General features: G+C 49.7%; 21 protein-coding genes and 1 tRNA gene. 13 read left to right on the forward strand and 9 right to left on the reverse strand.

The window, feature by feature from the left end; translation table 11 throughout:
• The first annotated feature begins 43 nt into the window (after nt 1–43).
• Nucleotides 44–673 carry a deoxynucleoside kinase gene (locus B0I18_RS21110; protein WP_106524743.1) on the forward strand — a complete coding sequence of 210 codons (630 nt, stop codon included), beginning with the start codon at nt 44–46 and terminating at the stop codon, nt 671–673.
• 15 nt (nt 674–688) lie between these two features.
• Here B0I18_RS21110 and B0I18_RS21115 read toward each other — a convergent pair whose 3' ends face one another.
• Nucleotides 689–2,209, reverse strand: coding sequence for a tetratricopeptide repeat protein (locus tag B0I18_RS21115; RefSeq protein ID WP_181358568.1), 1,521 nt, complete (start codon nt 2,207–2,209; stop codon nt 689–691).
• Nucleotides 2,210–2,374: 165 nt separating this feature from the next.
• Here B0I18_RS21115 and B0I18_RS21120 point away from each other — a divergent pair, with 165 nt between their 5' ends.
• Entirely contained in the window at nt 2,375–2,773 is a 399-nt protein-coding gene (locus B0I18_RS21120) for a VanZ family protein (RefSeq protein WP_106524745.1), read from the forward strand.
• A gap of 166 nt (nt 2,774–2,939) precedes the next feature.
• Nucleotides 2,940–5,279 (forward strand): T9SS type A sorting domain-containing protein, encoded by a 2,340-nt coding sequence (locus B0I18_RS21125; RefSeq protein ID WP_106524746.1) that lies wholly within the window; start codon nt 2,940–2,942, stop codon nt 5,277–5,279.
• 81 nt (nt 5,280–5,360) lie between these two features.
• Here the strand turns inward: B0I18_RS21125 and B0I18_RS21130 are convergent, their stop codons facing one another.
• Nucleotides 5,361–6,989, reverse strand: a complete 1,629-nt coding sequence (locus B0I18_RS21130) for an acyl-CoA carboxylase subunit beta (RefSeq protein ID WP_106524747.1) — start codon at nt 6,987–6,989, stop codon at nt 5,361–5,363.
• A 357-nt stretch (nt 6,990–7,346) separates the two neighbouring features.
• On the opposite strand from B0I18_RS21130, the gene B0I18_RS21135 reads away from it, so the two are divergent.
• The 6 genes from B0I18_RS21135 to B0I18_RS21160 all read left to right on the forward strand — a co-directional run bounded on the left by B0I18_RS21135 (nt 7,347) and on the right by B0I18_RS21160 (nt 14,853).
• Nucleotides 7,347–9,626 (forward strand): T9SS type B sorting domain-containing protein, encoded by a 2,280-nt coding sequence (locus B0I18_RS21135; RefSeq protein WP_106524748.1) that lies wholly within the window; start codon nt 7,347–7,349, stop codon nt 9,624–9,626.
• A gap of 148 nt (nt 9,627–9,774) precedes the next feature.
• On the forward strand, nt 9,775–10,554 hold the full coding sequence (locus B0I18_RS21140; RefSeq protein ID WP_106524749.1) for an enoyl-CoA hydratase/isomerase family protein: 780 nt from the start codon (nt 9,775–9,777) through the stop codon (nt 10,552–10,554).
• 179 nt (nt 10,555–10,733) lie between these two features.
• Complete coding sequence (locus B0I18_RS21145) at nt 10,734–11,774, forward strand: sialidase family protein (RefSeq protein WP_146146829.1); 1,041 nt, start codon at nt 10,734–10,736, stop codon at nt 11,772–11,774.
• Nucleotides 11,775–11,985: 211 nt separating this feature from the next.
• Nucleotides 11,986–12,059: transfer RNA gene (locus tag B0I18_RS21150), tRNA-Asp, on the forward strand.
• Nucleotides 12,060–12,460: 401 nt separating this feature from the next.
• Nucleotides 12,461–14,146: a sensor histidine kinase gene (locus B0I18_RS21155; RefSeq protein WP_106524751.1), complete on the forward strand. Its 1,686-nt coding sequence runs from the start codon at nt 12,461–12,463 to the stop codon at nt 14,144–14,146.
• Nucleotides 14,147–14,154: 8 nt separating this feature from the next.
• Entirely contained in the window at nt 14,155–14,853 is a 699-nt protein-coding gene (locus B0I18_RS21160) for a LytR/AlgR family response regulator transcription factor (RefSeq protein WP_106524854.1), read from the forward strand.
• Between the two features lie 175 nt (nt 14,854–15,028).
• On the opposite strand, the gene B0I18_RS21165 is transcribed toward B0I18_RS21160, so the two are convergent.
• The 6 genes from B0I18_RS21165 to B0I18_RS21190 all read right to left on the reverse strand — a co-directional run bounded on the left by B0I18_RS21165 (nt 15,029) and on the right by B0I18_RS21190 (nt 19,948).
• Nucleotides 15,029–15,472, reverse strand: a complete 444-nt coding sequence (locus B0I18_RS21165; protein ID WP_106524752.1) for a hypothetical protein — start codon at nt 15,470–15,472, stop codon at nt 15,029–15,031.
• A gap of 362 nt (nt 15,473–15,834) precedes the next feature.
• Entirely contained in the window at nt 15,835–16,719 is an 885-nt protein-coding gene (locus B0I18_RS21170) for a helix-turn-helix domain-containing protein (protein ID WP_106524753.1), read from the reverse strand.
• Nucleotides 16,720–16,832: 113 nt separating this feature from the next.
• The gene (locus tag B0I18_RS21175; protein WP_106524754.1) at nt 16,833–17,714 is read right to left on the reverse strand and encodes a helix-turn-helix domain-containing protein; all 882 of its coding nucleotides are present in this window, start codon (nt 17,712–17,714) and stop codon (nt 16,833–16,835) included.
• Between the two features lie 6 nt (nt 17,715–17,720).
• Entirely contained in the window at nt 17,721–18,188 is a 468-nt protein-coding gene (locus B0I18_RS21180; RefSeq protein ID WP_106524855.1) for a nucleoside deaminase, read from the reverse strand.
• A gap of 126 nt (nt 18,189–18,314) precedes the next feature.
• The gene (locus tag B0I18_RS21185) at nt 18,315–18,680 is read right to left on the reverse strand and encodes a DsrE family protein (protein WP_106524856.1); all 366 of its coding nucleotides are present in this window, start codon (nt 18,678–18,680) and stop codon (nt 18,315–18,317) included.
• Between the two features lie 179 nt (nt 18,681–18,859).
• Complete coding sequence (locus tag B0I18_RS21190) at nt 18,860–19,948, reverse strand: NADH:flavin oxidoreductase (protein ID WP_106524755.1); 1,089 nt, start codon at nt 19,946–19,948, stop codon at nt 18,860–18,862.
• A gap of 386 nt (nt 19,949–20,334) precedes the next feature.
• Between B0I18_RS21190 and B0I18_RS21195 the strand changes: the two genes are divergently transcribed.
• The 4 genes from B0I18_RS21195 to B0I18_RS21210 all read left to right on the forward strand — a co-directional run bounded on the left by B0I18_RS21195 (nt 20,335) and on the right by B0I18_RS21210 (nt 22,981).
• Nucleotides 20,335–20,898: an NAD(P)H-dependent oxidoreductase gene (locus B0I18_RS21195; protein ID WP_106524756.1), complete on the forward strand. Its 564-nt coding sequence runs from the start codon at nt 20,335–20,337 to the stop codon at nt 20,896–20,898.
• Nucleotides 20,899–21,384: 486 nt separating this feature from the next.
• Nucleotides 21,385–21,684: a hypothetical protein gene (locus B0I18_RS21200; RefSeq protein ID WP_106524757.1), complete on the forward strand. Its 300-nt coding sequence runs from the start codon at nt 21,385–21,387 to the stop codon at nt 21,682–21,684.
• 249 nt (nt 21,685–21,933) lie between these two features.
• A complete protein-coding gene (locus B0I18_RS21205) occupies nt 21,934–22,182 on the forward strand; it encodes a class I lanthipeptide (RefSeq protein ID WP_106524758.1) in 249 nt (82 codons plus the stop codon).
• A gap of 247 nt (nt 22,183–22,429) precedes the next feature.
• Complete coding sequence (locus B0I18_RS21210; protein ID WP_106524759.1) at nt 22,430–22,981, forward strand: dihydrofolate reductase family protein; 552 nt, start codon at nt 22,430–22,432, stop codon at nt 22,979–22,981.
• A gap of 117 nt (nt 22,982–23,098) precedes the next feature.
• Here B0I18_RS21210 and B0I18_RS21215 read toward each other — a convergent pair whose 3' ends face one another.
• On the reverse strand, nt 23,099–24,775 hold the full coding sequence (locus B0I18_RS21215) for an RluA family pseudouridine synthase (protein WP_106524760.1): 1,677 nt from the start codon (nt 24,773–24,775) through the stop codon (nt 23,099–23,101).
• Nucleotides 24,776–25,059 lie beyond the last annotated feature (284 nt).

A 25,059-nucleotide genomic window follows, 5' to 3' on the forward strand; every position in this document is an offset into this window, starting at 1 on the left:
CCCGTCCGCAACTGCCACGTTTTAAATAAGAACACCCCAACCAATGCCCCAGAAGAAAATCAAACATGTAGCCATTGCCGGAAACATCGGTGCCGGGAAAACCACGCTGACCCAGATGCTTGCCCGGCATTATAAATGGGAGGCGCAGTTCGAATCTACGGAAGACAATCCCTACCTGAGCGACTTCTATAATGATATGCACCGCTGGTCGTTTAACCTGCAGGTATACTTCCTCAACAGCCGCCTGCGCCAACTGCTCGATATACAAAACGGGAAACATACGGTCATACAGGACCGCACCATTTACGAGGACGCGCATATCTTTGCGCCCAACCTGCATGAAATGGGATTAATGTCGCGCCGCGACTTTGAAAACTATGCCCAGTTTTTCCAGACCCTGAAGAAAATGGTGCAACCACCCGATCTGCTGATCTACCTGAAAGCCTCGATACCCACGCTGGTAGACCGCATACAGAAAAGGGGCCGGGATTATGAAGAGAATATACGCCTCGACTACCTGAAACGATTGAACGAGCACTATAATAACTGGATCGACAAATACGACGATGGCCCGCTGCTGGTTATCGAAAGCGATACGATACAGTTCGACAACGAAGACGACTTTGCGCTGATCATCGGCAAGATCGATGCACAGATCAATGGCTTGTTTTAAGCGATTGCCTCCGATTTAAGATTTTCCTCCAAGCCGGTTAATACCGGCTTTTGCTTTTTGGTCCAGCGACGATTTGTAGTCGTGGTTCTTCATGCTGATGCATTGCCGGTAGCTGGCAATGGCCTTGTCGTTTTGTCCCTCCTGTTCATAAATCTGGCCCAGTTCGAGTGCCGACCGTGCCGCATAATGCTCCTGGCGCGTGCTGCCGGTCCTGATCGTGGCTTCGTAAAAAGGGATAGCCCGCTCGGGCTGCCCCATCAGGGTATAAATACGGGCGTAGCGGTAATTGAATTCCAGTTTGTCTGCGATATCCGGGAAGTCGCCGGCCCGCTTGCCTTTCAGCACGCCCAGCGCCTGGCTGAAATAGCCGCCGTCGCAGAGCAGCCTGGCCTTAAGCAGGAAAGGATTGGGCATGGGCACGTTTTCGGCAAAACGCTGGGCCTGTTTATCCGCATCGGTCTGCGCGGTGCCGCTTTGCAGGATCTTGTTCTTGTAAACGATGCCCTGTGGCAGGTTGCCTACCGAAAGGCAATAATAGGCCATTTTCTGGTAGGCGTCTTTCACGAAGAGGTTGCCTTTATATTTATTCAGGAAGCGTTGAAAATAGCCCAGACAGTCCTCATCGGTCTTCTGCATGAGGGCCACCCCCATCTGGTAATCGAAGATGGGCGCCTGCAGGTAACCGGCCACCTGGCTGCGCCCGCTCAGCACCTGTTCGGCCACTGCGGCTTTGTTGTCGTTAAGCGCCAGGTTGGCCTTCAGGAAAACATACAGGTGATTGTTCCGCATATCCAGGTCGCTTTCGTCCAGGTATTTCCATACGGCCTTCTGGTCGGAAAGCAGGAAAAACTTAAGATAGCAATAGTAGAATATGGCTTCTTCCCTTAATACCGAAGCGCTGCCATCGCGGTGATTGAGGAAGTCGGCGATCTGCCCCACGCCTCTTTTCACATCGCCCCGCATGCCCAGGATATTGGTAATCCATTTGTAACTGTCGGGTATGGTGCCGACCACGGTTTCTTCTACGCCCAGCAGTACCTGGTTATAGCGGAAATCGGGAAATTTCTTGCGGTTGTCCTTAAGGGTAAGGAAGGATTTGCGGAAAGCCGTACCGGCCGAGAAGTTTTCGTTGAAACGGATATAAACGGCGGCCCATTGAAAATAAAGACTGCCGATGCAATAGTTATACCATGGGGAAAGCTGATCGCCTTTTTCGAGCATATCGAGCCGTTTCGAAAAGTTAGCCTTACGGGCCTTGTATTCGGCCGCGTTGCCATTAAACAAAAGTGTAAGGCAATCGTCGTAGTTGGCCAGCATCACGGGGATCAGGTTTTCCGGGTTGTCGCGCTGCTCGTCCTGCAATAAGCGGTTGGCATCCGCTATACGCAGCGCAATCATAGCCTGGTAGGCCTGCCTGCAGCGGTTGTTGAAGTCGAAAGTATATTTCAGCTCGCCATTTTTGGGCAGGGCCGCCACCGGCAGGGACAGGAGTAATCCCAACACAAGAACAAGCGCAACACGAAGACTTTTTGGCATAACGGCGACAAAGATAAAGTAAAAATTCAGGCGCCGCTTTTGGAGCAGGCGGGCGTAAGCGATGCTGTGATCCGTATATTTGCAGCCGGCACACCACAACAGTAAGACGACCATTGTGCTTTATTCCCCCATCCGGGAGGCGCCCGGTTTCCTATAACGGATCTTATGAAACAAATATTTTTCTTCTTTACCGCAAACAAAAACCGGGCCATTCTTTTTGCCGTTTTATGGACCCTGCTCATCCTGGTGGCCTGTTTTATACCGGGCCGCGAGGTACCGGATGTCCGTATTCCTTTTATCGACAAATGGGTACATTTCGTACTCTTCGGCGGTTTTAGCTTCCTGTGGTTGTGCACCCGCAAACGGGCTGTACCCTGCACCGGGCTGGTGGTTTTCCTGGCATCTGTTGCTTTGGGCTACGGTGTGGAGCTGATCCAGGGCAGCGGCATCACTTCGGGCCGCTCCTACGATATGTACGATGTATATGCCGATTCGGTAGGCGGCCTGTTGGGCGTACTGCTTTTCTTCCTGTGGCGCCGTACCATTCCGGGCGAAATCCGGTAGGTTCCTGTTTCCTTCCTGCTTCTCCTATGCATTACCCGCCTCAAAACCGCGGGGAGCCTTGCTTTTGCCTAAAATTTTAACCTTGTTAAAGTCGCCTGTTGCGGGATCAAGTGGTTATTTCCTCGTTATCTTGCCCCGGTAATTTCTTCAAACCAAAAACGCAATTATGAAAAAAAACACTACACACCTTCGTGTTGTGGGTAGGGGATTTTGTACCCTGCTCGCAATCATTGCCCTCGGCGTCAACCTGCATGCCCAGACTTCACTCGTTAAATGGGAAGACTTTTTTTTCGGTCCACCTGTATCGGCCACCAGTTACCTGCCTATGAATAATGGCAAGCAACTAACCGCTGTAGGCCAGAGCAGTGTGGTCATAACCGATGCCGGCACCTCCACCGGGCAAATCCTGCTGGCCAACGGCTGGAGCATGGGCAACTACTTCCAGATCAATTTCTCATCCGTCAACTATGGCAGCCTTAACGTGAGCTTCCTGCTGGGCGCCTTTTCGCTGGGACAACAAAATTTCAAAACCCAGTATGCCACGGCAGCAGCTGGTCCTTTCAACGATTTCGGATCGGCTATCAACCTCGGCGGCACACAGTCAGTATACAACATTAGCCTGCCAACGGCCTGTAACAACCAGGCGAATGTGTATATCCGCTTTGTGGCCAGCACCGCTCCTTCGGGCACCGGCGGCAGCTATATCGACAATATCAATGTTACGGGTACCGCTCAATCTGCGGCTACCATTACTACGCAGCCCAGTTCGCATGCCGTTTGCGAAAACGCGGCCAACACCACCTTCTCCGTAGTGGCCAATAATGCGATCAGCTACCAGTGGCAATACCGCAGCTCGTCAGCGGGCGTTTATGCCAATGTACCAAGCAACAGCACCTACGATAATGAAACTACCGCTACGCTTACCATCAACAACCCGACCACTGCCTTAAACGGCTACCAGTACCGCTGTGTGGTAACCGGCGGCATTGCCCCCAACGCTACGAGCAACGACGCTACCCTTACCGTAAATGCCTATGGCACCTGGAACGGCTCGACCAACAGCGACTGGAACAACGCCAACAACTGGAACTGCGGCCAGGTACCCTCAGCGACCACCAATGTGACCATTAACAGTGGTGGTAACCAGCCGGTAGTTAATATCAACAGTGCCACCTGCAACAACCTGACCATCAACAGCGGCGCCACCCTGTCCTTTACCGGCACCACCAATGTACTGGATATAAAAGGTACGATTTCGGGTAGCGGCACGCTGAACGGTTCGGCCGGCAAAATCATCCTTTCGGGCGCAGCAGCGCAAACCCTGCCCTCCGGCACCTATAAAGACCTCCAGATGAACAGCGCCGCCGGCAAGACCCTGGCCGGTAATACCAGTATCACCGGAGTATTGACCCTGACCAGTGGGGTACTTTCCCTGAATGGTAATAGCCTGACCCTGGCCAATACCGGTACCACGACCGGCGCCAATGCCACATCCTTTGTCGCCACTACGAATAACGGCGCTATGACGATCCAGAATATAGGCACCGGTGGCAGAACCGGCAATGTTACCTTCCCCCTGGGCAGCTCCGCCACTTCGTATACCCCGCTGATCATTGCCAACAGCGGCACTGCCGATAACTTTACGGCGATCGTAAAAGACAATGCCTACGGCAGTTACAGCGGCAACAATGGCAGCGGCTCGCCCATTGCCCTGAATGTTGTTAATAAAACCTGGTTCCTGTCCGAAGCCGTGGCCGGTGGCTCGGTGGTGAATATGCAGCTGAGTTGGAATGAGAACAACGAATCTGGCGGGTTTGACCGGAATAACTGTGCCATTTCCCATTTTACCGGCGGCCTGTGGCAAACCGTTACACCCGGCGCCGCGCTGGGCGGCAACCCTTATTTTATTTCCCGCTCGGGCATTACCAGCTTCTCGCCCTTTGGTGTAGGCAGCACGGGTAGCCCGCTGCCGCTCGACCTGCTTTCTTTTAAAGGCAGCGCAACCGCAGCCGGCAACCAGCTGAACTGGGTTACGGCCAACGAGCAGCGCATAAGCCGTTTCGAGATCGAGCGTTCGGAAGATGGCAGCACCTTTAAACCGGCCGGCGCCGTTGTTACCGGCAACCGGGGCGATGAGCAGGCCTACAGCTACCTCGACGCCGCGCCCACACAAAGCCCTGTTTTATTTTACCGTTTAAAAATCAACGAGACCAACGGGCGGTTTACCTATTCCCGCACACTGCGTATCGATGGCGCAAGCAGGAACAACATCAGCCTGTCGCCAAACCCGGTACGTAATGGCCGGCTGCGCATCGATGCCGGTATAAACATTGCTGCCGGTTCCAGGATCGTCGTTACCGACCTGATGGGCCGTAAGGTGATCGACCAGCCGCTGCCCGCCGGTATCGACGCCGGCAATGAGTATACCCTGCCTGTAAACAGCCTGGCGGCCGGCACCTATATCCTGCAGCTGAACAGCACCCGCATCCAGTTTGTAAAAGAATAAACAGGACCTGTTATCCTGCACAAAAAACGGCCTGCACCAAGTGTGCAGGCCGTTTCGTTATGATCGTGTATTGTATATGCGTTATACCTGGAATACACCGCCTTTCCATTCCTGCACGATCGGTGCATGGTTGGCGGCAGCGATACCTTCGGAGATCACTTTACGGGTATCGGCCGGATCGATGATCTCGTCTACCCAAAGCCGGGCAGCGGCATAATACGCCGAAGTCTGTTCGTTATAGCGATCGGTGATCTTCTGCAACAGTTCTTTTTCTTTTTCCGGCTCTATGGTTTCGCCTTTGGATTTCAGGGCTGCAACCTGGATCTGCAGCAATGTTTTGGCGGCCTGTTCACCACCCATTACCGCGATCTTGGCATTGGGCCAGGCGTAGATAAAGCGCGGATCATAGGCCTTGCCACACATAGCATAGTTACCGGCGCCGTAGCTGTTACCGATTACGATGGTAATTTTGGGCACAACGGAGTTGGACACAGCGTTAACCAGTTTGGCGCCGTCTTTGATAATGCCGGACTGTTCGCTGCGGGTACCGACCATAAAGCCGGTTACATCCTGCAGGAACACCAGGGGTATCCTTTTCTGGTTGCAGTTCTGGATAAAACGGGCGGCCTTGTCGGCGCTGTCGTTGTAAATTACGCCACCCAGCTGCATTTCCTTTTTACCACTCTTCACGATGGTACGCTGGTTGGCCACAATACCGACCGCCCAGCCTTCGATACGGGCATAACCGCATACGATGGTCTTGCCATAGTCCTGTTTAAACTGGTCGAACTCCGAATTGTCGACCAGGCGCTCGATCACTTCTACGATATCATAAGGTTTAGCATTATCGACCGATACGATGCCGTAGATCTCTTTGGTATCTTTTTGGGGCGCTGCGGGAGCTACGCGGTCGAAACCGGCGCGGGGCTGCTCACCCAGCTTGTCCATAATACGGCGTACTTGGTCGAGGCATTCCTGTTCGGTTTCAAATTTATAGTCGGCGATACCGCTTACTTCGGTATGCATTTTAGCGCCGCCCAGCGATTCGGCATCCGCATCTTCGCCGATAGCCGCCTTAACCAGGTAAGGGCCGGCCAGGAAGATAGATCCGTTGCCTTCCACCATCAGGGTTTCGTCGCTCATAATGGGCAGGTAAGCCCCACCGGCAACACAGCTGCCCATTACGGCGGCGATCTGGGTAATACCCATAGCGCTCATCTGCGCATTGTTGCGGAAAATACGGCCGAAGTGTTCTTTATCCGGGAAAATTTCGTCCTGCATGGGCAGGTATACCCCGGCGCTGTCTACGATATAGATTACCGGCAGGCGGTTTTCCATAGCGATCTCCTGCAGGCGCAGGTTCTTTTTGCCGGTAATGGGGAACCAGGCCCCGGCTTTTACGGTATTGTCGTTGGCCACAATAATGCACTGGCGGCCACTTACATAACCCACACCGGCTACGGTACCACCGGCCGGGCATCCGCCTTCTTCTTTATACATATCGTAGCCTGCAAAGGCGCCGATCTCTACAAACCTGCTATCTTTATCGATCAGATACTGGATACGCTCACGCGGGGCCATTTTATTTTTGGCACGGGCCTTTTCCATGGCCTTCTTGCCTCCACCCTCTTCAATTTTTGCAAAACGTTGTTTCATCTGACTGATAGCTAAACGCATAGCATCGTCATTCTTATTAAATTCTAAGTTCATGCTCCGTTTTAAGTTTGAGGCCGTAAAAATAAAAGAATTCTCCCTGGTTTTCAGCTACAATTAACAGGCTGGTACTTATTTTCTGCAAATTAACGTGAACAGGGCCCTCTGCAAGGCCCGGTCGCCGGTACAAAACAGGGCAGTAAAAGTAATCGCATACAGATCAACACCTTAAAAATCCAGGCTTTCCCTTGTTGGAACAAATTGCAAAAAAGTCTAAATTTCGCTAACTTTAAGCCCAACCCATTCTGTAAAAGCATGAGTCTTTGAGGATATAGCACAGGCACCAGGTCCGGTAGCACATGAGTTTGTTTTTTTGTTTTCACCATCCACTAACCAGCAAAAACCAAATACCGCATGAGCAAACGTCTATTTTCCCTTCTCGTTTTTTTTGTTTTGTTACGATTGCCCGGGTTACACGCCCAATTATTACCTCCTAACCAACCCGAACAGGATGCCTGTAATGCCCTTGTTCTTTGCGGTAATACCTTTACCTCTCCTTATGGTTACCAGGGCATTGGCCTGGTAAGCGACCTGCCCAATACACCCTGCTTCGGCGGCGAAGGCAATGTAATGTGGCTGCGGCTCAAGATCAATACCGCCGGCTCTATCGTATTCGTGATCTCGCCTACCACGGTAACAGACGACTACGATTTCGCCATCGTCGATATGACCAACCACGACTGCAGCGACCTGAGCACTGCACCGGTTATCCGTTGTAACTTCAACAATAATACCGTGCCGGGCAGTAATGTAAACGGGCAGATCGGCCTCAACAGCACGTCCACCATCCCGTTTACCACCTCGGGGGCCACCGGCGGCTCTTACCTGCAGCAGATCAATGCCAATGCCGGCGATGTATACCTGATTATGATCAACAACTTCGGCACGGGCTTCAGCGGCCCGGTATCGGGGTTCACCATCGACTTTACGGGTAGTACGGCTACCTTTAACCAACCGCCGCCGCCCGCCTTCCAGGAAATACTGCCTTATTGCGACCTTTCGCACGAGGTTACCCTCAAGCTCAGCGACAATGTTTATTGTAACTCTATCGCAGCCGATGCCAGCGACTTTTACCTGACCCCTTCCGGAACAATACAGAGCGTATCGGGCATTAACTGCAGCAGCCCTTCGGGATACACCAATAAGATCAAGATCACCTTTAACGGTATCCTGCCCAACGGCGACTATACCCTGCATGCCAGGACCGGCACTGACGGCAATACCCTGCTGGGACTTTGCAACTCGCCCCTGGCCCTGCCCGATTCGCTTAACTTCCATGTGGGTATCGATCCTATCGTGATGGCTTCTGTAGACTCGCCGGCCTGCCAGGTGCTGTCGGTAAACCTGAACACCCCGGCTGCCTGTAATTCAATAGCAGCCAATGGTTCCGACTTTACCATTACCGGCCCCTCGGCCGTTTATGTCGCCTCTGCCACAGGCCAGGGTTGTGTGCCCGGCGGTTTTACGCAGAAGGTAAAAATAACCCTGAGCGCTCCCATTGCCGTAGACGGGTTGTACAAAATAATATCGGCTATCGGCACCGACGGCAATTCCCTGATCGACAGCTGCGGCCGCATACTGCTGCCCGGCAGCTATATCGACTTTAAAGTAAACTCTTTCAACGGCCTGTTAAAAGCCTTGCCCGATACAACCATCTGTACCCAGGGTGGCGCCGTAAACCTCTACGGCATCAACAATGCGCCGCCACCGGCAGGTGGCTTCAGCTATCAATGGACCGGCAGCGGTGTGCAAAACCCCGGCAACCTGAATACACAAGCCAATATGCCTGCCGCCATCAATTATTACGTGCTCGCCACGGTCGATGCTAATGGCTGTTATATCCGCGACTCGGCTACGATCAAGGTGGTACCTTTCCACGGCGGCCTGCAGCCCCTGCAGGGCGAGACCTGCCTGCACGACCCGCTGCAGCTGACCGCCTCGGCCGGCAGCACCTATAACTGGTACGACAATCCTTCGCTGACCGGCGTACCCGCTACGCTCAGCTGCCATACCTGTCCCAACCCGCAGGCCCTGCCGCCATTGGGTACTACGACCTATTATGTGGTCGTTACCAATAGCGACGGCTGTAAAGACACCCTGCAGACCGACATTACCGTAAACCCGCTGCCGGTGATCGAGGCCTTCCCGGCAGATACCACCGTACGTTACGGCGACCAGGCTTACCTTTCGGCAACCGGTGGTACGGCCTATTCCTGGTCTCCTTCGGGTACGCTCAACGATGCCTTTTCGGTGCACCCTGTAGCTACGCCAAAGAACCATACAGCCTATGTGGTAACCGGCGCCAACAGTTACGGCTGCCTGGCTACCGATACCGCCTGGGTACATGTCGACTTCCGGAACCCCATACTGGTACCCAATGCCTTTTCGCCCAACGGCGACGGGCTTAACGACATCTTCCGGATCGAGCACCTGAAATTCGAGAAACTGCTGGCCTTCCAGGTATTCGACCGCTGGGGCAAACTGGTATTCGAAACCTCAGACCCGGCGCGGGGCTGGGACGGGACCGTAAGCGGCAAACCCGCCAATGCCGATGTATACTACTACTTCATCCACCTTGGGTATCCCGACAATTATGAGCAAACGATCAAAGGCGATCTGACCCTGATCCGCTAACCGTTTTTGCGCGGGAGCTATTAAAAAAAACCTTGCCACGGAATACGGCAAGGTTTTTTTACGTCTTTTTCCTTCAATAACATTATTTTTGGCTTCGTTAAAAAGGTGCAACCACCTTCCTGAAAATAATTATAAAGCAATTTCAACAATGTATCAAACGATTAAAACCGACTTAAGCGAAGGTATATACACCATTACCATCAACCGTCCCGATAAACTGAACGCGCTCAATAAAGATGTGATCGCCGAGCTGGGCCAGGCCCTGGAAGAAGTGTACAACAACCCCGAGATCCGTTCTGCAATCCTCACGGGCGAAGGCGCGAAATCGTTTGTTGCCGGCGCCGACATTACCGAGTTCACCGACCTCGATGCCCAGGGCGGCGCAGCACTGGCACAGGTAGGCCAGGATAAAGTGTTCAGTAAAATTGAAAATGCACCTAAGCCTATTATTGCTGCCGTAAACGGCTTCTCCCTGGGTGGAGGCTGCGAACTGGCTATGGCCTGTCATTTCCGTACGGCAAGCGAAAATGCCAAGTTCGGACAACCCGAAGTAAACCTGGGCCTGATACCAGGTTACGGTGGCACCCAGCGCCTGGTACAACTGATCGGCAAAGGCAAAGCCATGGAACTGCTGATGACCGCAGACATGATCAAAGCCGACGAAGCCAAGACCCTGGGCCTGGTTAATCACGTATTTACCGCCGAAGAACTGCTGCCCAAAACACGCGAGATCCTGCTTAAGATCCAGGGCAAAGCGCCCCTGGCTGTAGGCAAGATCATTGCCCTCGTTAACGAAGCGGCCACCGCCAGCAAAACCGGCCTGAGCAACGAAGTAAAAGCTTTCGGCGACAGCTTCGGTACTGAAGATAAAAAAGAAGGCACCGCTGCTTTCCTCGAAAAAAGAGCGGCTGTTTTCACCGGGAAATAAAGATCATTTCCCCATACAAAACAGGAAGATGCTGCTATCACCGTAGCAGCATCTTCGTTTTAGGGCAACAGGCAAGCCTTTTAGAAGGATGGGCGCTTACCCAACTGAAATTTTATTTTTAGCTGTCTTTGCTTTGAGATTTAAACATTTTTTTATAATCTTGAGAAAAATTTAGGTACATGCAGAAAGGATTTCTACCTTCCGTCTTATTAGCGTCTTTAATTTCATTGACAGCACTCCAGGGCTGTAAAAAAGAAAGTGCATTAGGCATTGATAATGACAAGGTGGTTAAAACACCCTACAGTTTCTACGCCGCAAACAGCGAAGGCTGGCTGATCAATACCAATGACGGGGAAACATTTTCCAGTATTTTCCCACCGGACGGGTATGCAACGAGCGCAATTCTTACTGCCGGCAAGAACCTGCTTTTCCTGAAGCAGAACCTGCATGTAAGCACCAACAACGGTAAAAATTTCAATCCGGCTTATACCAATGTAAAAAAATTCCCCTGGCAGAGTTCGGTATACTACTGCCTGGGCCAGGATCGCGTATACACCACCAGCAATGCCGGTAAAGGTATCGCGATAAGCAGCGACAAGGGCATGTCCTTCCAGGACGATATCAACTGGGATGCCGGTATCCCACCGGTGTTCGAGGTATCCAGCTTTGCAGCGCTGGGCGACAATATCATGTTTGCCTATTCGAACCTGAACAATGTAACCTTCCGCAAAGACAATGCCGGCGCCAACTGGAGGCCGGTTACGGCAGAAGGCCTCTTCCCGGTTGACGGGCCAAGCTATTACCTCAGCTCCAACAGCAATACCCTCTTCCTGACCGACTATGCGGGTCTGGGTGGCGTATGGTATACCGAAGACCAGGGTGTACACTGGTTCCGTTTCGGACAAGGCGAACTGCCCTTTAACCGTCACTGGAACTGTGCCGCTTCACCTACAGGCGGACAGAGCTTCCTGGTCGGCACCGATTCGTCTGGTGTGTTCCGGGTACAGAACGGCACTTTCGTAGCCTCTAACGTAGGCCTCGAAAAAAACATGAGCATCTACAGCATGGCTGTAAAAAAGAATGTTTATAAAAACGACGTAACGCGTGTTTATGTGTTCATCGGTACCAATAAAGGCATCTACCGCAGCGAAGACTTCGGCGTAACCTGGGATAAGATGACCTCCGGCTCTTTCGACGGTAAATATACCGCGGCTTACTAAGCGCCCGGGTTTCCTAAGCTATTCAATGCCCTGCAATCTTTTGCAGGGCATTTCTTTTACCTGTAAATGCGCGTGGGTATGGAATTTCTGAGGGTAGGCTCTGCATTGCGATAATTGCAAAAAAAGATTTGGCGAATTAAAACTGCCCCCTTATCTTTGCACTCCTTTCGAAAGCGAAAGCAACGTTTAAAGCGTTGAAATATAAAAGTTTGGATTGGTAGTTCAGTTGGTTAGAATGCCGCCCTGTCACGGCGGAGGTCGCGGGTTCGAGTCCCGTCCAGTCCGCAAAAGCCTCACAGATGTGAGGCTTTTTTGTGTTTATTACAACTTACATTCAGGCCCTCCTTTGTTGTTGGTGACAACACCAACAACGGCGTTAAATTAGTGGAAGGGTGTTTCTCCCTTATGCGAAGTGGTAAACATATTCTCTCCGCGAAGGCCTCACAGATGTGAGGCTTTTTTGTGTTTATTACAACTTACATTCAGGCCCTCCTTTGTTGTTGGTGACAACACCGACAACGGCGGTAAAAATTCCTACCCGGATCATTTTATCCCTAAAAATCTCCTTTTATCCCAAAATCAGTCTTTTTCAAAAGTACTTTTTTTATATTCGTGCTGTTTCTTTATAGAAACATTAACTTTTACGGGCTGTGCAACCAAAATATGCGTTATTAATAGGGTCGTTGATGGGAGTACATGCGTTGTTCGCCCAGCGGTTGTCCATACAGCAACAGGTAGCCAGGATCGACAGCCTGATTTTATATAGAAATTTTGAAGCAGGCGAAAAGCAACTGGATCATTTGTACGATTCGATCATCCAAAGCGGTTCCAGGCACGAGCTCAGGGAAAGCGAGCTCAGGTTACTGCTCAACAAGGCTTATTTATATAAGGAAAATAAAAAAGAGAGCAACGCACTTAAAGCCGCACTCGACGTTATTGAAGCGGCGGAAAAACTCCACTTTTTCGAAATCGAATATGAGGCCTGCCTGATGGCTGCACTTGTTTATGAACTTTCAAACGAGTTTGATTTGTGCAAAACCTACCTGGGCCGGGCGCACCGCCTTTATAAGCAACAGCACCTGGAAAGCTTATACAGTCATTATTGTATCCGGGTATCGTCCTATTATCGTTTCGTAAAACAAAAAGATACGGCCTTATATTTTGCCACCCAGGGATTTAACTATGCCCGGGTATATAAGAATAAACGGGACTACCTGGATGGCTGCCTGTTGCTGGGTATATTATTACCAAAGCATGATCTGGAAGGGGCGGTAAAATATGCTTCGCTTGCAGCATATGGTTTCCTGGAACTGAATGATTATTACCGTGCGTCCAGTATGTACAATAATATTGCGCATAAATACCTGCTGCGCGGCGATAACGACAAAGCGCGCCAATACAATGATTCTGCTTTATGGATTTTCAACAACAACGCCCTGCCCGCAAATTTTCAATCTTTTAAAATAAGATATTTATTATTTGACACCTTAGGAAAGGTCGATTCTGCCTACTACTATTTTCGTAAATATCATGATGCCTACGTAGCAGCCAACGATAGTATAAAGGCAGCGAATATAAAGAAGGTAACGGAGCAGTATGAAAACGACAAGAAACAGGCCATTATAAAAAGTAAGGACCGCCAACTTGCCTTTATCATCCTCTTACTCCTGGTCATAGCAACCGCCTCTTTTTTGCTGATCAGGAAGAACAGGAAGATCAATATCCAGAATAAGGTCATCCGCAAACAGGTTGAAGAGCTGATGAAAATGCTGGAGCAAAAGCAGGTACTGTTGTCCGAATTACAGCACCGGGTAAAGAACAACCTGCAGCATGTCATCAGCATACTGGAACTGCAGAAGGAATCGGTCAACTTCAACAATATAGACGAGCTGATCAGGGGCAACCAGAACCGCATTCACTCCATGGCATTGCTGCATAAAAAGCTGAATGTTTCGGAGCATGTGAATGAAGTGGATCTAGAAAAGTATATCCTTGATCTTTCTGAATTGGTGAAAGACTCTTACGACACCCCACGCAAGAAAATAAGCATGGATGTTACCTGCACCATAGCGCAGATGTCAATCGAGAAGGCATTACCGGTAGGGCTCATTATCGTAGAGTTGGTGAGTAACAGTATGAAACACGCATTTGTGAAACGGCACACCGGCACGATCCATATTACGCTCGGCCAGGATATAGCAACAGGAAAAAACATCCTGTACTATGCAGATAATGGACGCGGTTTTGATTTTAATAAGCATAGCGAAAAAGGACTCGGCATGGAGATCATTAAAGGGCTGATAGGGCAACTGGACGCTACCGCTAAAAGCAGCCCCGGCAATGGCTTTGAGCTTACCCTCCATTTTAAATGATGACAATCATGGAAACAAAAACAATATTACTCGTAGAAGATGATTTTTTAAACAGGAGGCTTTCCAAAAAAATTCTTGCTGAAACCGGCTACCAGGTCCTGGAAGCGAAAAATGCCAGGGAGGCATTTGAAATATTGAAAAAGGAAAAGGTAACGCTTGCTATCCTGGACATCAACCTGGGAGAACAGGAACAGGATGGCATAAGCATAGGCGAACAACTGCAAAAAATCTACTGCATACCTTTCTTGTACCTGACGGCTTACGATGTAAATGAAATCGTGACTAAAGCAATAGCCACCGTTCCCCAGGCCTATCTTACCAAACCCTTTAAAAATATCGACCTGCTTACCACAGTACAATTAGTCATTCAAAAGTTCGCCAAGCAGGAAACAAACAGGCCTTCGATGCGCGTAAAAGACGGCGCCTATTATGTAGAGCTTTTCGTAGATGAAATTGACTATATCGAAGCAGAGGGCAATTACCTGCTGTCCCGCGCTCATAATAAGGTGTATAAAAGCCGGTCTTCGATCAAGCAAATACTGGAAGCGCTACCCCCTTCCCTATTTGTCCAAACCCACAGGGCATTTATCGTCAACAAGACCAAGATCGATAAATTCAATATAAAGAGCCTCGTTGTTAAAGGAGAAGTCATTCCTGTATCAAGGAACTACATAGAGCACATCGATATGATTTGCCGTATAGGATAAAGAACGGGCGAACTGCCTAATCACATTTTTTTACCCTACCGTTATCCGTACCTGTTGTAAGACAGGTGCGCCTTATTGCATCCTGTACATTGGGGTAACGCAAGTATCGGGGCAGGTACAAGCAAGAGAGGCTGCCTTAAGCAGGCAGCCTCTCCGAGAGCGATTCCAGGGACAGTTATTTATTGGTCCAAACCACTTGTCCGGCTGCGGTGTAGAGTTTTAACGCACCGTCATTTTCCAAAACTACTTTTACCGGTTTATATTGGGGATCCCGGTATTTGGCATCGTAGTAGCCCTGCGTTTGAGAAGACCACTGGTCTTTACTGTTGCCGTCATAAACAACTAAATTTCCGTCGTTCTGCATGATCAATTTTGCATTTTTAAAACCATGCTTCATGGTACACCACACAAATGCACCCTGTTTCCCGTTTTCGATTTTGTAGATGCAAAGGTTACCATCTTCTTCCTGCATTCTCAGCATGTAGGCATTATTTGCAGAAGTCAATTTCTCCCCGGCTTTTAAGGTACCGCCAGCGGCCAATGAATTCTTTTGTGCCGATGCAGCACTTACGCTGAACAGGGCGGCCAGGGCCAGTCCGAGTTTCATTTTTGTTTTCATTTTTTGTTTTTTTGGGATTAAGATGATTGCCTACTCTGATTAGCATTTTCGGCGTACTGCTTATAGGTAGCGCAAAGATGAAAAGCGTATGTTATAACCGGAAATATCTGGGACAGAACAGCTTTTTTTGGGATACAATGTATTTTTCCTCATAGATAAGAGCATTAAAGCTTAACAAATTAGGACCACATCTACTGCTATTCACTTAATGTACAACTCATGCCCCCAACCGGGCCATGTTCCTCACTAAACGATAAAACCCGCTCTGGTAGCGGGTTTCATTGTTTAGTTCATACAGCAGACCTGGCTTATGCTATTTCATAAAAAGGCCAAAGGCAGTCGCAGAAAGCATATCATCGTATTTAAACTCTTTGCTGTAGCTGCTTGGGCGTAAGGTGGTATTTCTGTTTAAAAGAAGCTATAAAATGGGCCGGTGTCTCGAACCCGGTCTCGTAGGCGATTTCCGTTACATTTTTATCCGAGGAAACCAGGAGTTCGTATGCGGCTTCCAGCCTGCGCTGCATAATCCATTTGCCGGGATTTGTTTTGAAGGTCTGCGTAAATTTCCGTTTGAACGTGGAGAGGCTGCAATTGGCCAGGAAGGCATATTGCTCCAGGGAAATGTGCTCCTGGTAATAGCGCTCCTTGAGCTGTACCAGGCCGGGATTTACGTGCCTATCCATGCTGCGCAACTGTCGCTCGAAATATTGTCCACCGGGAGCGGAAATCAATACCTGGAACAGTTCGAGTACTTTTTTCGGCAAAAGGTCGCGTAAACGTTCAGGGGTCGTATTTACACACAGCCATGTTTTAAGCTGCAGGGCAAGAACATGCATCAGTTCATCTTTGGCAAGCAATGTGCTGTCGCCGGGAGGCTGGCCGCCCTGTTCAGGAGATACGTACTTTGAACAAGCCGATATCGCCTCAAACTGCCCGCTTAACCATTCATCAGAGAAGAAGATCACGATTGCCTCATAACCTTTACCCGGATCGGTAATGGTATCGGTAACCAGGTACGCCCCCTTTTTCATGAAAAAGCCGGCGCCGGCAGGCACTACCGTTTTACTGTCTTTACCTAAAATTTCTTTCTGCCCCTGCAAAACGATCCCGATGTGGTTCATGTGCACACACATATTTGCGCGGAACACGTCTTCATACCGGAGATAACTCATCAGGAAAACATCCTGGTTCCAGGATAACACCTGCGGACTCTCCTTTATTATTTTACCGCAGTTCAGATCTTTCATAAGCTACAGTTTATTTCAGGGGCAAATATCAGGCTGCGCACAGTGGCCGGACATGCATAAAATGATTGGGCAACGGACAATGGACATCTTCCTACAATACAAGGATTATACCATCAGATAGCGCCCCTGTTGAACCCTATCGTATTGCGGTAAAACTGCGGGGAGGTGTCGGTTTTGCTTTTAAATACCCGGCTGAAATAAAATTCATCATCATAGCCGAGTTCATAGGCGATTTCCTTAACCGTTTTATCGGTCAGGTACAGCTCCCGTTTGGCCTCGATAATGATCCGTTCGGTAATCAGGTCCGACAGTGTTTTATTGAAATGTTTTTTGGTGATGCGTGCAAGCGAAGCAGGCGTCAGGTGCAACATACTCGCGTATTCGCTGGCCGAATGCCTGGTGCGGAAATTGTCTTCAATAGCGTTTTTTAAGTTCTGGATTAAAAACTGTTGCTTGCCGGCACCGCTTTCAGCATCCTGGAGGGTTTGTTGTTCGAGCTTGAGCCTGGTGGCTGTTACCAGCAATATTTTCAGGTAGGCCACAAGCGCCTCGTCTTTTCTAAAACCTTCCTCCCTCAGCTCGCTTGCTATGCCGCGGATAAGGTATAAGATCTTGCTTTTACTATCCTCGTCCAGGCAAATAAAAGGCTGCTCGTAAACATTATTGAACAGGATGCCGTTAGCGGCGATTTCCTGGTGGTGGCGGTAAATACAAAAAAAATCGTGGTGAAACTGTAGCGCAATGCCCATCAGTTGCTTTTTCGACTGCAACATGAAGGGCTGATAGGGATAAAACGCAAACAGGGTATCTTCTTTAAAACGGTAATCGCAGAGGTCTACTTTCGCAGTACCCTCGCCCGAAGTAACGAGGACCAGGCTGAAATAATTATTGCGCTGGATATGGTCGAAATAACTGTTATTATCAAACTCGAACAGCTTGAAAGCAAGATCGCCGTTCTGCTGGTTAACCAGGGTATAAACCGATTGGGACAACATAATGCTTTAAGGTTTGATTAATGTATCGAATTGTTCGCTCAGGAGCATAGCCTCCCGGGCACACATCCCGGCCCTAACCTTGGGGCTATTCCCCCATTTGGGCACATCGACTGTGGTTAACAGATCAAACTTCGAACTTGCACCGCCAACATGAGCAACCGCGCTTCCATAGACGATTTCGGAGATTTTATGGTGGCGAATCACATAGGAGCACATAATGCAGGGCTCATGCGTAGTGTACATGACCGATTGGTGGAGCTGTCCGCCAAAGCCATGCCCGATCGCATCGCGCACCGCCAGTATTTCGGCATGATTGGTAATATCGCCGCTTGTCCTGCCCGATTCGGTGCCCCTTCCGATTACCGCGCCGTCTAGTACCAGCACAGCGCCGACCGGCGGATTACCCGATGCCAGTGCATCTTTTGCAAGGTCCAGGCATTGCTGCATATAATACTGATCATCTTTTTTCGTCATCATTACATTTCGTTTTTCATTGGAGTGGCACTCCGTTCAGCCTAAGCTAATTTACCCAAAATTAGCCGATTCTTAATTACAGTAAATTTCCGGCTGTACACCATGGCGCACAGCCGGAAACCTTTACTAGAAGACCAGGATATCGTAACCTTCTTTCCTTAAGCTCAGGTGACTTGGCAGGCCGGGCGTACCGGGCACTTCGTTGTCATGTAACAGTTCGTAACCGGAAACTTCGGTTCCGAATACGGCCACACAACCTTTAGACAGGCCATGTACGTGATCTTTTACTTCCGAATAAAGTGCATGAACCGGGTGTTCAGGTTTTTCAAGATACTCCGGCCAACGGATACCGGTACCCTGGAAAATGATTTTCACATCCTCTCCCGCATGTTTAAATTCATAGGCCGATGCTAAAGCGTTAAATACGCGTCCGAGTGATTCTTCCGAACCAGCCTTAGGATCAGAAAGGATAACAATTGCAGTCTTTTTCATTTTTTTAAAAGTTTTATTTTTAATGTTCGTGAAACAGCCATGTTTTTTTGAATTTTGGTCCATGACCTTCTTATCAATTTTCACTTTGCAAAGATGGCGCCGTGGCTGCTTTTAAAACATGGATGATTTTTACTAAATCATGGAGATTTTGTACTTTTTCCACTGCGGTATATACACCGTCACTTCGAGCCCGGAACAACAAAAGTCTGCCAGCCCCGCATGGTCTCGATAAACCGTTCGCTCAGGCCACCTTCTCTCAGGTATGCTGCGGTAACCGGAAGTTTGGGACTTTCGTACAAGGGATTTTGCTGCACCTGTAAGGGGAAGTCTCGCTGGAGAATGCCGGCCCTGGCAATCAGGACAAAATCGCAACCCTCGTCCAACAGTTCAGCTGCACGCCTGGCCGTCATGATCTTCCCTGCCACACCCAAGCGGACACCCTTCCGTGGTATCCCGGTAAAAACGCTTAACATGGTTTTGCCGGCAAAACTGCCCTCCCGGACCACTTGCGCGGAATCCCATAAAGCCAGGTCCAGGTAATCGATCAGTTCGCGGTCAAAGATATCGGCAGTAAGCTCCCGCAACTCTTCCAACCGGAGTCCGTAACGTTCGACCGATAGCCGCCAACCGATCTGGAAGTCAGGCCCACAGGTCTTCCTGATCCCTTCGATTACTTCCAGGGTAAAACGGGAACGATTTTCCAGATTGCCGCCATACTTGTCCTTACGATCGTTCAGATTGGGCGACAGGAATTCCGAAAGGATCCATCCGAAAGCACCATGAACAGAAACGCCATCGAAACCTGCAGCCTGCGCTCTTCTTGCAGCTGCAATAAAGCTGTCGCGGATACGTTCCACTTCCTCGGTCGTTATAGCCTCTACCCCGGGCAGGGTTTTACCGGACGCCGGCGCCGGTATGCCGCCAATTGCTGGCTTTGCACGGTGTCCGGCATGGTGCAGTTGCACTGCCGAAAGTGCACCACCCTCCCGTACCACCCGGGCCATTTCGGTAAGGCCGGGAAGCTGCGCATCGCTGTGGATGCCCAACTGGCGCTCAAAAGCAATACCCCCCGCCTCGACCGTGGCAGCACTGGTCTGGATCAACCCATAACCGCTTTGCGCCAATTGCTTCATCCAAAATTGATCGTATTCGGAAGCGGTACCATCATATTCGCTCTGCTGGCTGGTTAAAGGCGCCAGCATAAAACGGTTGCTCATTGCCGGACCATGTAGCATGGTAAGGGGTTTAAATAAATCAGAAACAGACATTTTGCTCAGATTTTGAAGATTTAAAAAACACAAATCATTTTCTGGAACAAAGGTGAACTGATCTGCCGGAGCAGGGAATGGAGGATTCTCAGGATATCATGGACTTTTTTTGTACGCTATTCAGATCATGCCCGGCTATACGATTTCGACGGGGTATCAACGCGCAATTTGAGAGGGAAGGCAGTCGGCTTAACAGGGCCGCCGGTTGGACTTTAGCCGATGTTTTTTGAACCGCTGATGACACAGGCGGCACAGGCGGCTTACTAATTTTGTCCTGTCAAAAACAAAGAGGTATACCGATAAGGAGCTTACAGGTTGCACATTTGAACGCCGGACTCCTGTAATAGATATGCCCACATTACTTACCAACAAAATATACTTTAAAAATGAAGAAAACATTGATTGTCGTCACACATCCTGATATGGATAACTCCGTGATCAACAAAAGGTGGCTTAAAGCATTAGAAAAATTCCCGGAGCAGTACCGCATACACCAATTGCATAAGGTATATCCTGATCAGCAATTTGATATCAAAGCAGAGCAAAAGCTGGTTGAAGAACATGACCGGATCATTTTTCAATTTCCTTACTATTGGTACCATTCGCCTGCGTTGTTGAAAAAGTGGTTTGACGAAGTACTCACCCGTGGTTGGGCATATGGCAGTAGCAGCGGCTTTAAGTTTACGGGTAAAAAAGTGGCGCTGGCTATTTCCCTGGGCTTGAAGGAAGAGCATTTACAGCATGGTACAATTTTCAAATATACCCTTGAAGAACTGACCCGTCCGTTTGAAGCGTTATTCGACTACATAAAAGCCGATTACAGGCCGCTTTTTGCCTACTACGGCATGACGTTTGCGCCTACAGAAGCGTGGATCGAAAGGAGTGTGCCATTATATCTTGATTTCCTGGATCGTTTTGGTCGCGATAGCGATGATACCCAGGTTGCTTAGGCATATACAGCGCTGACGCATTAAACAAGAGCAGGGTTTGCTTTAGTGTTACAACATTTCAGGCCGGGGGCCGGGCCCAGGCAAGTTGAGCACCGGTGCGGACCAACGGAAAGGATACAGCTGGCGCCCGGCGTAGTACGTGGCGTAGTACCTATGGTACACATAAAATCACAGGAAGCCCGCGAAAACAGCACCGGGTGCCCGGATCTGCACAAGACAAAGCGCCTGTATACGAATACCAATAAATAATAGGCAAGTATAGCCTACAGGATTATTACTTTTACAGCAGGTGCTATCTCCTTACTAAGTTCAAATGCGTGTCAGGAGACAGCTCCTGCCTAAGTGTTAGCGGGATGCAGCAGCAGCAGCAGCAGCAGTCCTGTTGCTAAAAAATCGATTCGCTATGGCAACTACACCGGCAGTCCTGCGGTTAATGATCGCTGATGAACATGGGCCAAACACCATGCCAGCCAAAGCATATAAGTCATGAAAAAAATTGCACAACATATTACGATCCGGGTTTTAATCCTATTGGTTCCCTATCTGACCTTTTGTTTTGTATTCGCAGAAAATAATTATCAAAGACAGGCTTACGACCTCGACCTGGTTCCACTCTACCTGTTCTTTATCCTGATGTTTGCTCTTTTAGTAGAAACCGTTGTATTGCTCTTTAGGAACAGGGCGAAGTTCCTTGCCAATGCCTGTATCTTGATCTTACTGTTGCTCCTTTATTTCGTACTTCCACATTACCGCGTAGCACAGATTTCCGATACCTTTTTCTTTTGATGTTTTAATACGCCTTAATGCCCCCGCATCATGCAAGGTAAAGTTACAACAACAGAAACCTGCCCGGGCAGCCCGCTACAGGCCAAAGGCATTGATCATGCCAGTAAAAAAGCACAGTTACCCGCCGGCCGGCTTGTTTACTCCTTGATATGCCTCACCTGCTCATTATCGCTTGTACCGGTAAGGCTTGATGCGTAATATGTGGTATAAGCGCCCGGATTATCGGGCATTTACAAAAAACTACATGTCATGAAAAAGAAAAAAATGGATTTAAATCCGAAGTTATTCCTGCAAAAGCAAGCGATAGCAGCACTGAACAAGGACCAGTCAAATGTGATCCTGGGAGGAGCGACCGAGTACAATGACCCTGCAGTTTCCGGCGGCACCTGTGGTCCTTGCCATACCGTTACCCTGCAATATTCCAGGTGCCACACCGTTAATAATGCCAATGGTGTATGCTGTTCGGTGATCAACACTGGCATCAACGGCCCGTGCTGACCCTGACTGTTTAATCCGATTTTTTTGAGCACTTGCCCGGTAATAGACTCCCGCTGCTACCGGGCTTTTTATACCCTCCTCCCTGACGGGCCGCGGGGACCCCGGCGAGCATGCCTGAGATCACGGGCAATTGCAGGCTGAACCTTTTGACTCGAAAGCCCCTTTATTTGTCCGGGAGCGCCCGCATCTTATCCAATGCTATCGTTTACTTTTATGACCTGCTTAATCACACTTAAAAACGAAGGCTATGCGAACCGTAACATTCGGCATGAATATCAGTATAGACGGCTATTGCGATCATACCCTCTTCCATCCCGACCCGACGCTGCACGACTACTTTACCGACATGATGCGCGATGTGGACCTGCTCTTTTTCGGCAGGGTGATGTACGAGCTTATGTTTCCTTATTGGGCCGATGTAGCCAGGGACCAATCGGGCACACCGGATGAAAACCGGTTTGCAGCAACACTTACAGCTATCGACCGCATTGTCGTGTCGCGGTCATTGACGCTTAAAGATGACAAAGCACAAATCGTACGCAATAACCCGGCCGAAGCCTTGCGCCAGCTGAAACAACTGCCCGGTAAAAAGATTTCGGTGGACACGGTAAGTATGCTGCCGGAACTGGCAAGCGCAGGACTTATCGATGAGTTTTACCTCGTCGTACACCCGGTAATTATCGGCCGGGGAAGACGCCTGTTCGCCGACGGTAGCCTGAAAGATAACCTTGACCTAAAGCTGGTAAGCACCCGGGCCTTCTCATCGGGGTGTGTGGCACATCATTATCATAAACGGTAAACATGCCCCCAGCGGAACGCCACCACTAGCGTGGAGTATAAAAAGAGTGAGCATCGCAGCGCGGCATTACGACCTGGACAACAAAACAAAGTCATAGCGGGACGCTATGACCAGGATTTAGAAATCTTCTTCGACCAGGAAACGCATGTTTGCACCGGATACCGGGTGGATAAATTCGAGCAAGGCTGCATGCAGGTATAAACGCGCAGCCGGTGTTCCGTACAGGTCGTCGCCCACAATCGGGGCGTGTAGCCCCTGTTCGTGTGCGGCATGCATCCGCAATTGATGCGTACGCCCGGTAAGCGGCCAGAAGTGTATTTTCGTTTGTCCTTCCATACGGGATACCACCTGCCAGCGGGTAACGGCCTTTTTCCCGAATTCAAAACAAACCAATTGCCTGGGCCGGTTATCCAGGTCGCCCCTCAGGGGCAAGCTGATCTCGCCTGCTTCGCCTGTTATCTCCCGGCTTAGCAAGGCCGTATAACGCTTGTGTACTGTACGTTTCAGGAACTGTTGCTGGATATGCTTATGCGCCGCTTTGGTTTTGGCAACCACCAGCAAACCCGAGGTGGCCATATCCAGCCGGTGAATGATCAGTGGTTCGATATCCTTAAACCGTTGTTTCAACCGGGTGTAAACCGAATCGCTGATATTGATGCCTGGTACGGAAAGCAAGCCGTGGGGCTTGTTAACCACAACGAAACTTTCGTCTTCAAAAACGACATCCAGTGTTTTAAATGAGCCGGGGTTATGTAACATCGGATCTTCATCCAGTTCGATACCCTCCAGCATATGTTTGAGTATGGGTTTGCATTTGCCGGTACAGGCAGGATAGAACCGGCCATGCACCCTGATCTCCGATTTGGGCGGGGCGCCCCACCAGAACTCCGCCATGGCAAGGGGTTTGTAACCTTGCAGGAAAGCATATTGCAGCAATTTAGGCGTGGCACATTCGCCGGCGGCTGCGGGCGGCACACCAAAAACCGTTTCGCTGAAAATAGCATGCAGGCTCTTCAATTGTCCATCCTTATTCAGGAAAGCATACTGTTCGAAAAGCTGTTGCTGCAATGCGGCCGACCGTTCCCTGCGTTCTTTTTTGAGCGCCTCTATACGATCGCTGCATGGAGCAAGCCGGAGCTGCAACTCGTTGAGGCTACCGGCACAGGAGGCCTGGAGCACCGCCAGACGGTGTTTATCATGCAGGCTGGACCTGACCATCAGTGCCTCAAACTCTTCGTAGGCTTCGGGCGACAGGCAGGCCTTTTGTTCCCGGCGCTGCCGCTTGCGGTCCTGTTTATTAATCCTGAGCTCCTCTTTAAAAGCAGCTATTTCTTTTTCCGTTTGTACCGACAGGCTTTCCAGTTCCTGTTGCAGGGCAATATAACTTTCGTCATTTTCCAGTGCTTTAACCTCCCGGTTGATATCGTTGAGGATATACTGTCCTTCCAGGAAAAAACTACCTTCGGCCAGCATATCAAAAACAGGCGGTACAAAACGGGGATGGTTATTGGAATTGGCCAGTTTTCCCGAGAAGGCAGACAAATAACCCAGTCTCCCTTCCTTATCCTGTACCACCAATACGCCGAACATCTTGCCAATTGCCATTTCCTGCACATCCTGGTCCAGGCCGAAATTATGATCGAGCCCGGATTGAGCGCCCAGGTACTGTTTCAGCCCCTCCGCCGCAATAGCAGCCAAGGGGTGCGGATCATAATAAAAGGGAAAGGTAAACCGCTCCGGCATGGCTATTCCCGACACTTCCTGTTCCTCAAAATAAATAACCTTCCCGGTCATACTGCGTATTCCAATTTTGCTGCAAAAGTAAGCTAAAGCGACCATCCTGCAGGACGTAAAAACGGAATACCGTTAACCGCCCCCGTTAAGCGCACCTTCAAACCTGCCCAGGGCGCTACGGCTATCTGCCTTTTGTAACACTTATTCCGATTCCCCAACGCTTATACAGTTGTTATTGCGACGATACTCTAACCTGCTTTGTTTTGCAGTCAAAGCCCCTATCCTTTCACGATTGAAAAATTTTATCCAAACCAACAATATCTCTTAACCTCCAAACAACAAAC

Origin of the sequence: Taibaiella chishuiensis, assembly GCF_003014535.1 — a bacterium.
Lineage (GTDB): Bacteria > Bacteroidota > Bacteroidia > Chitinophagales > Chitinophagaceae > Taibaiella > Taibaiella chishuiensis.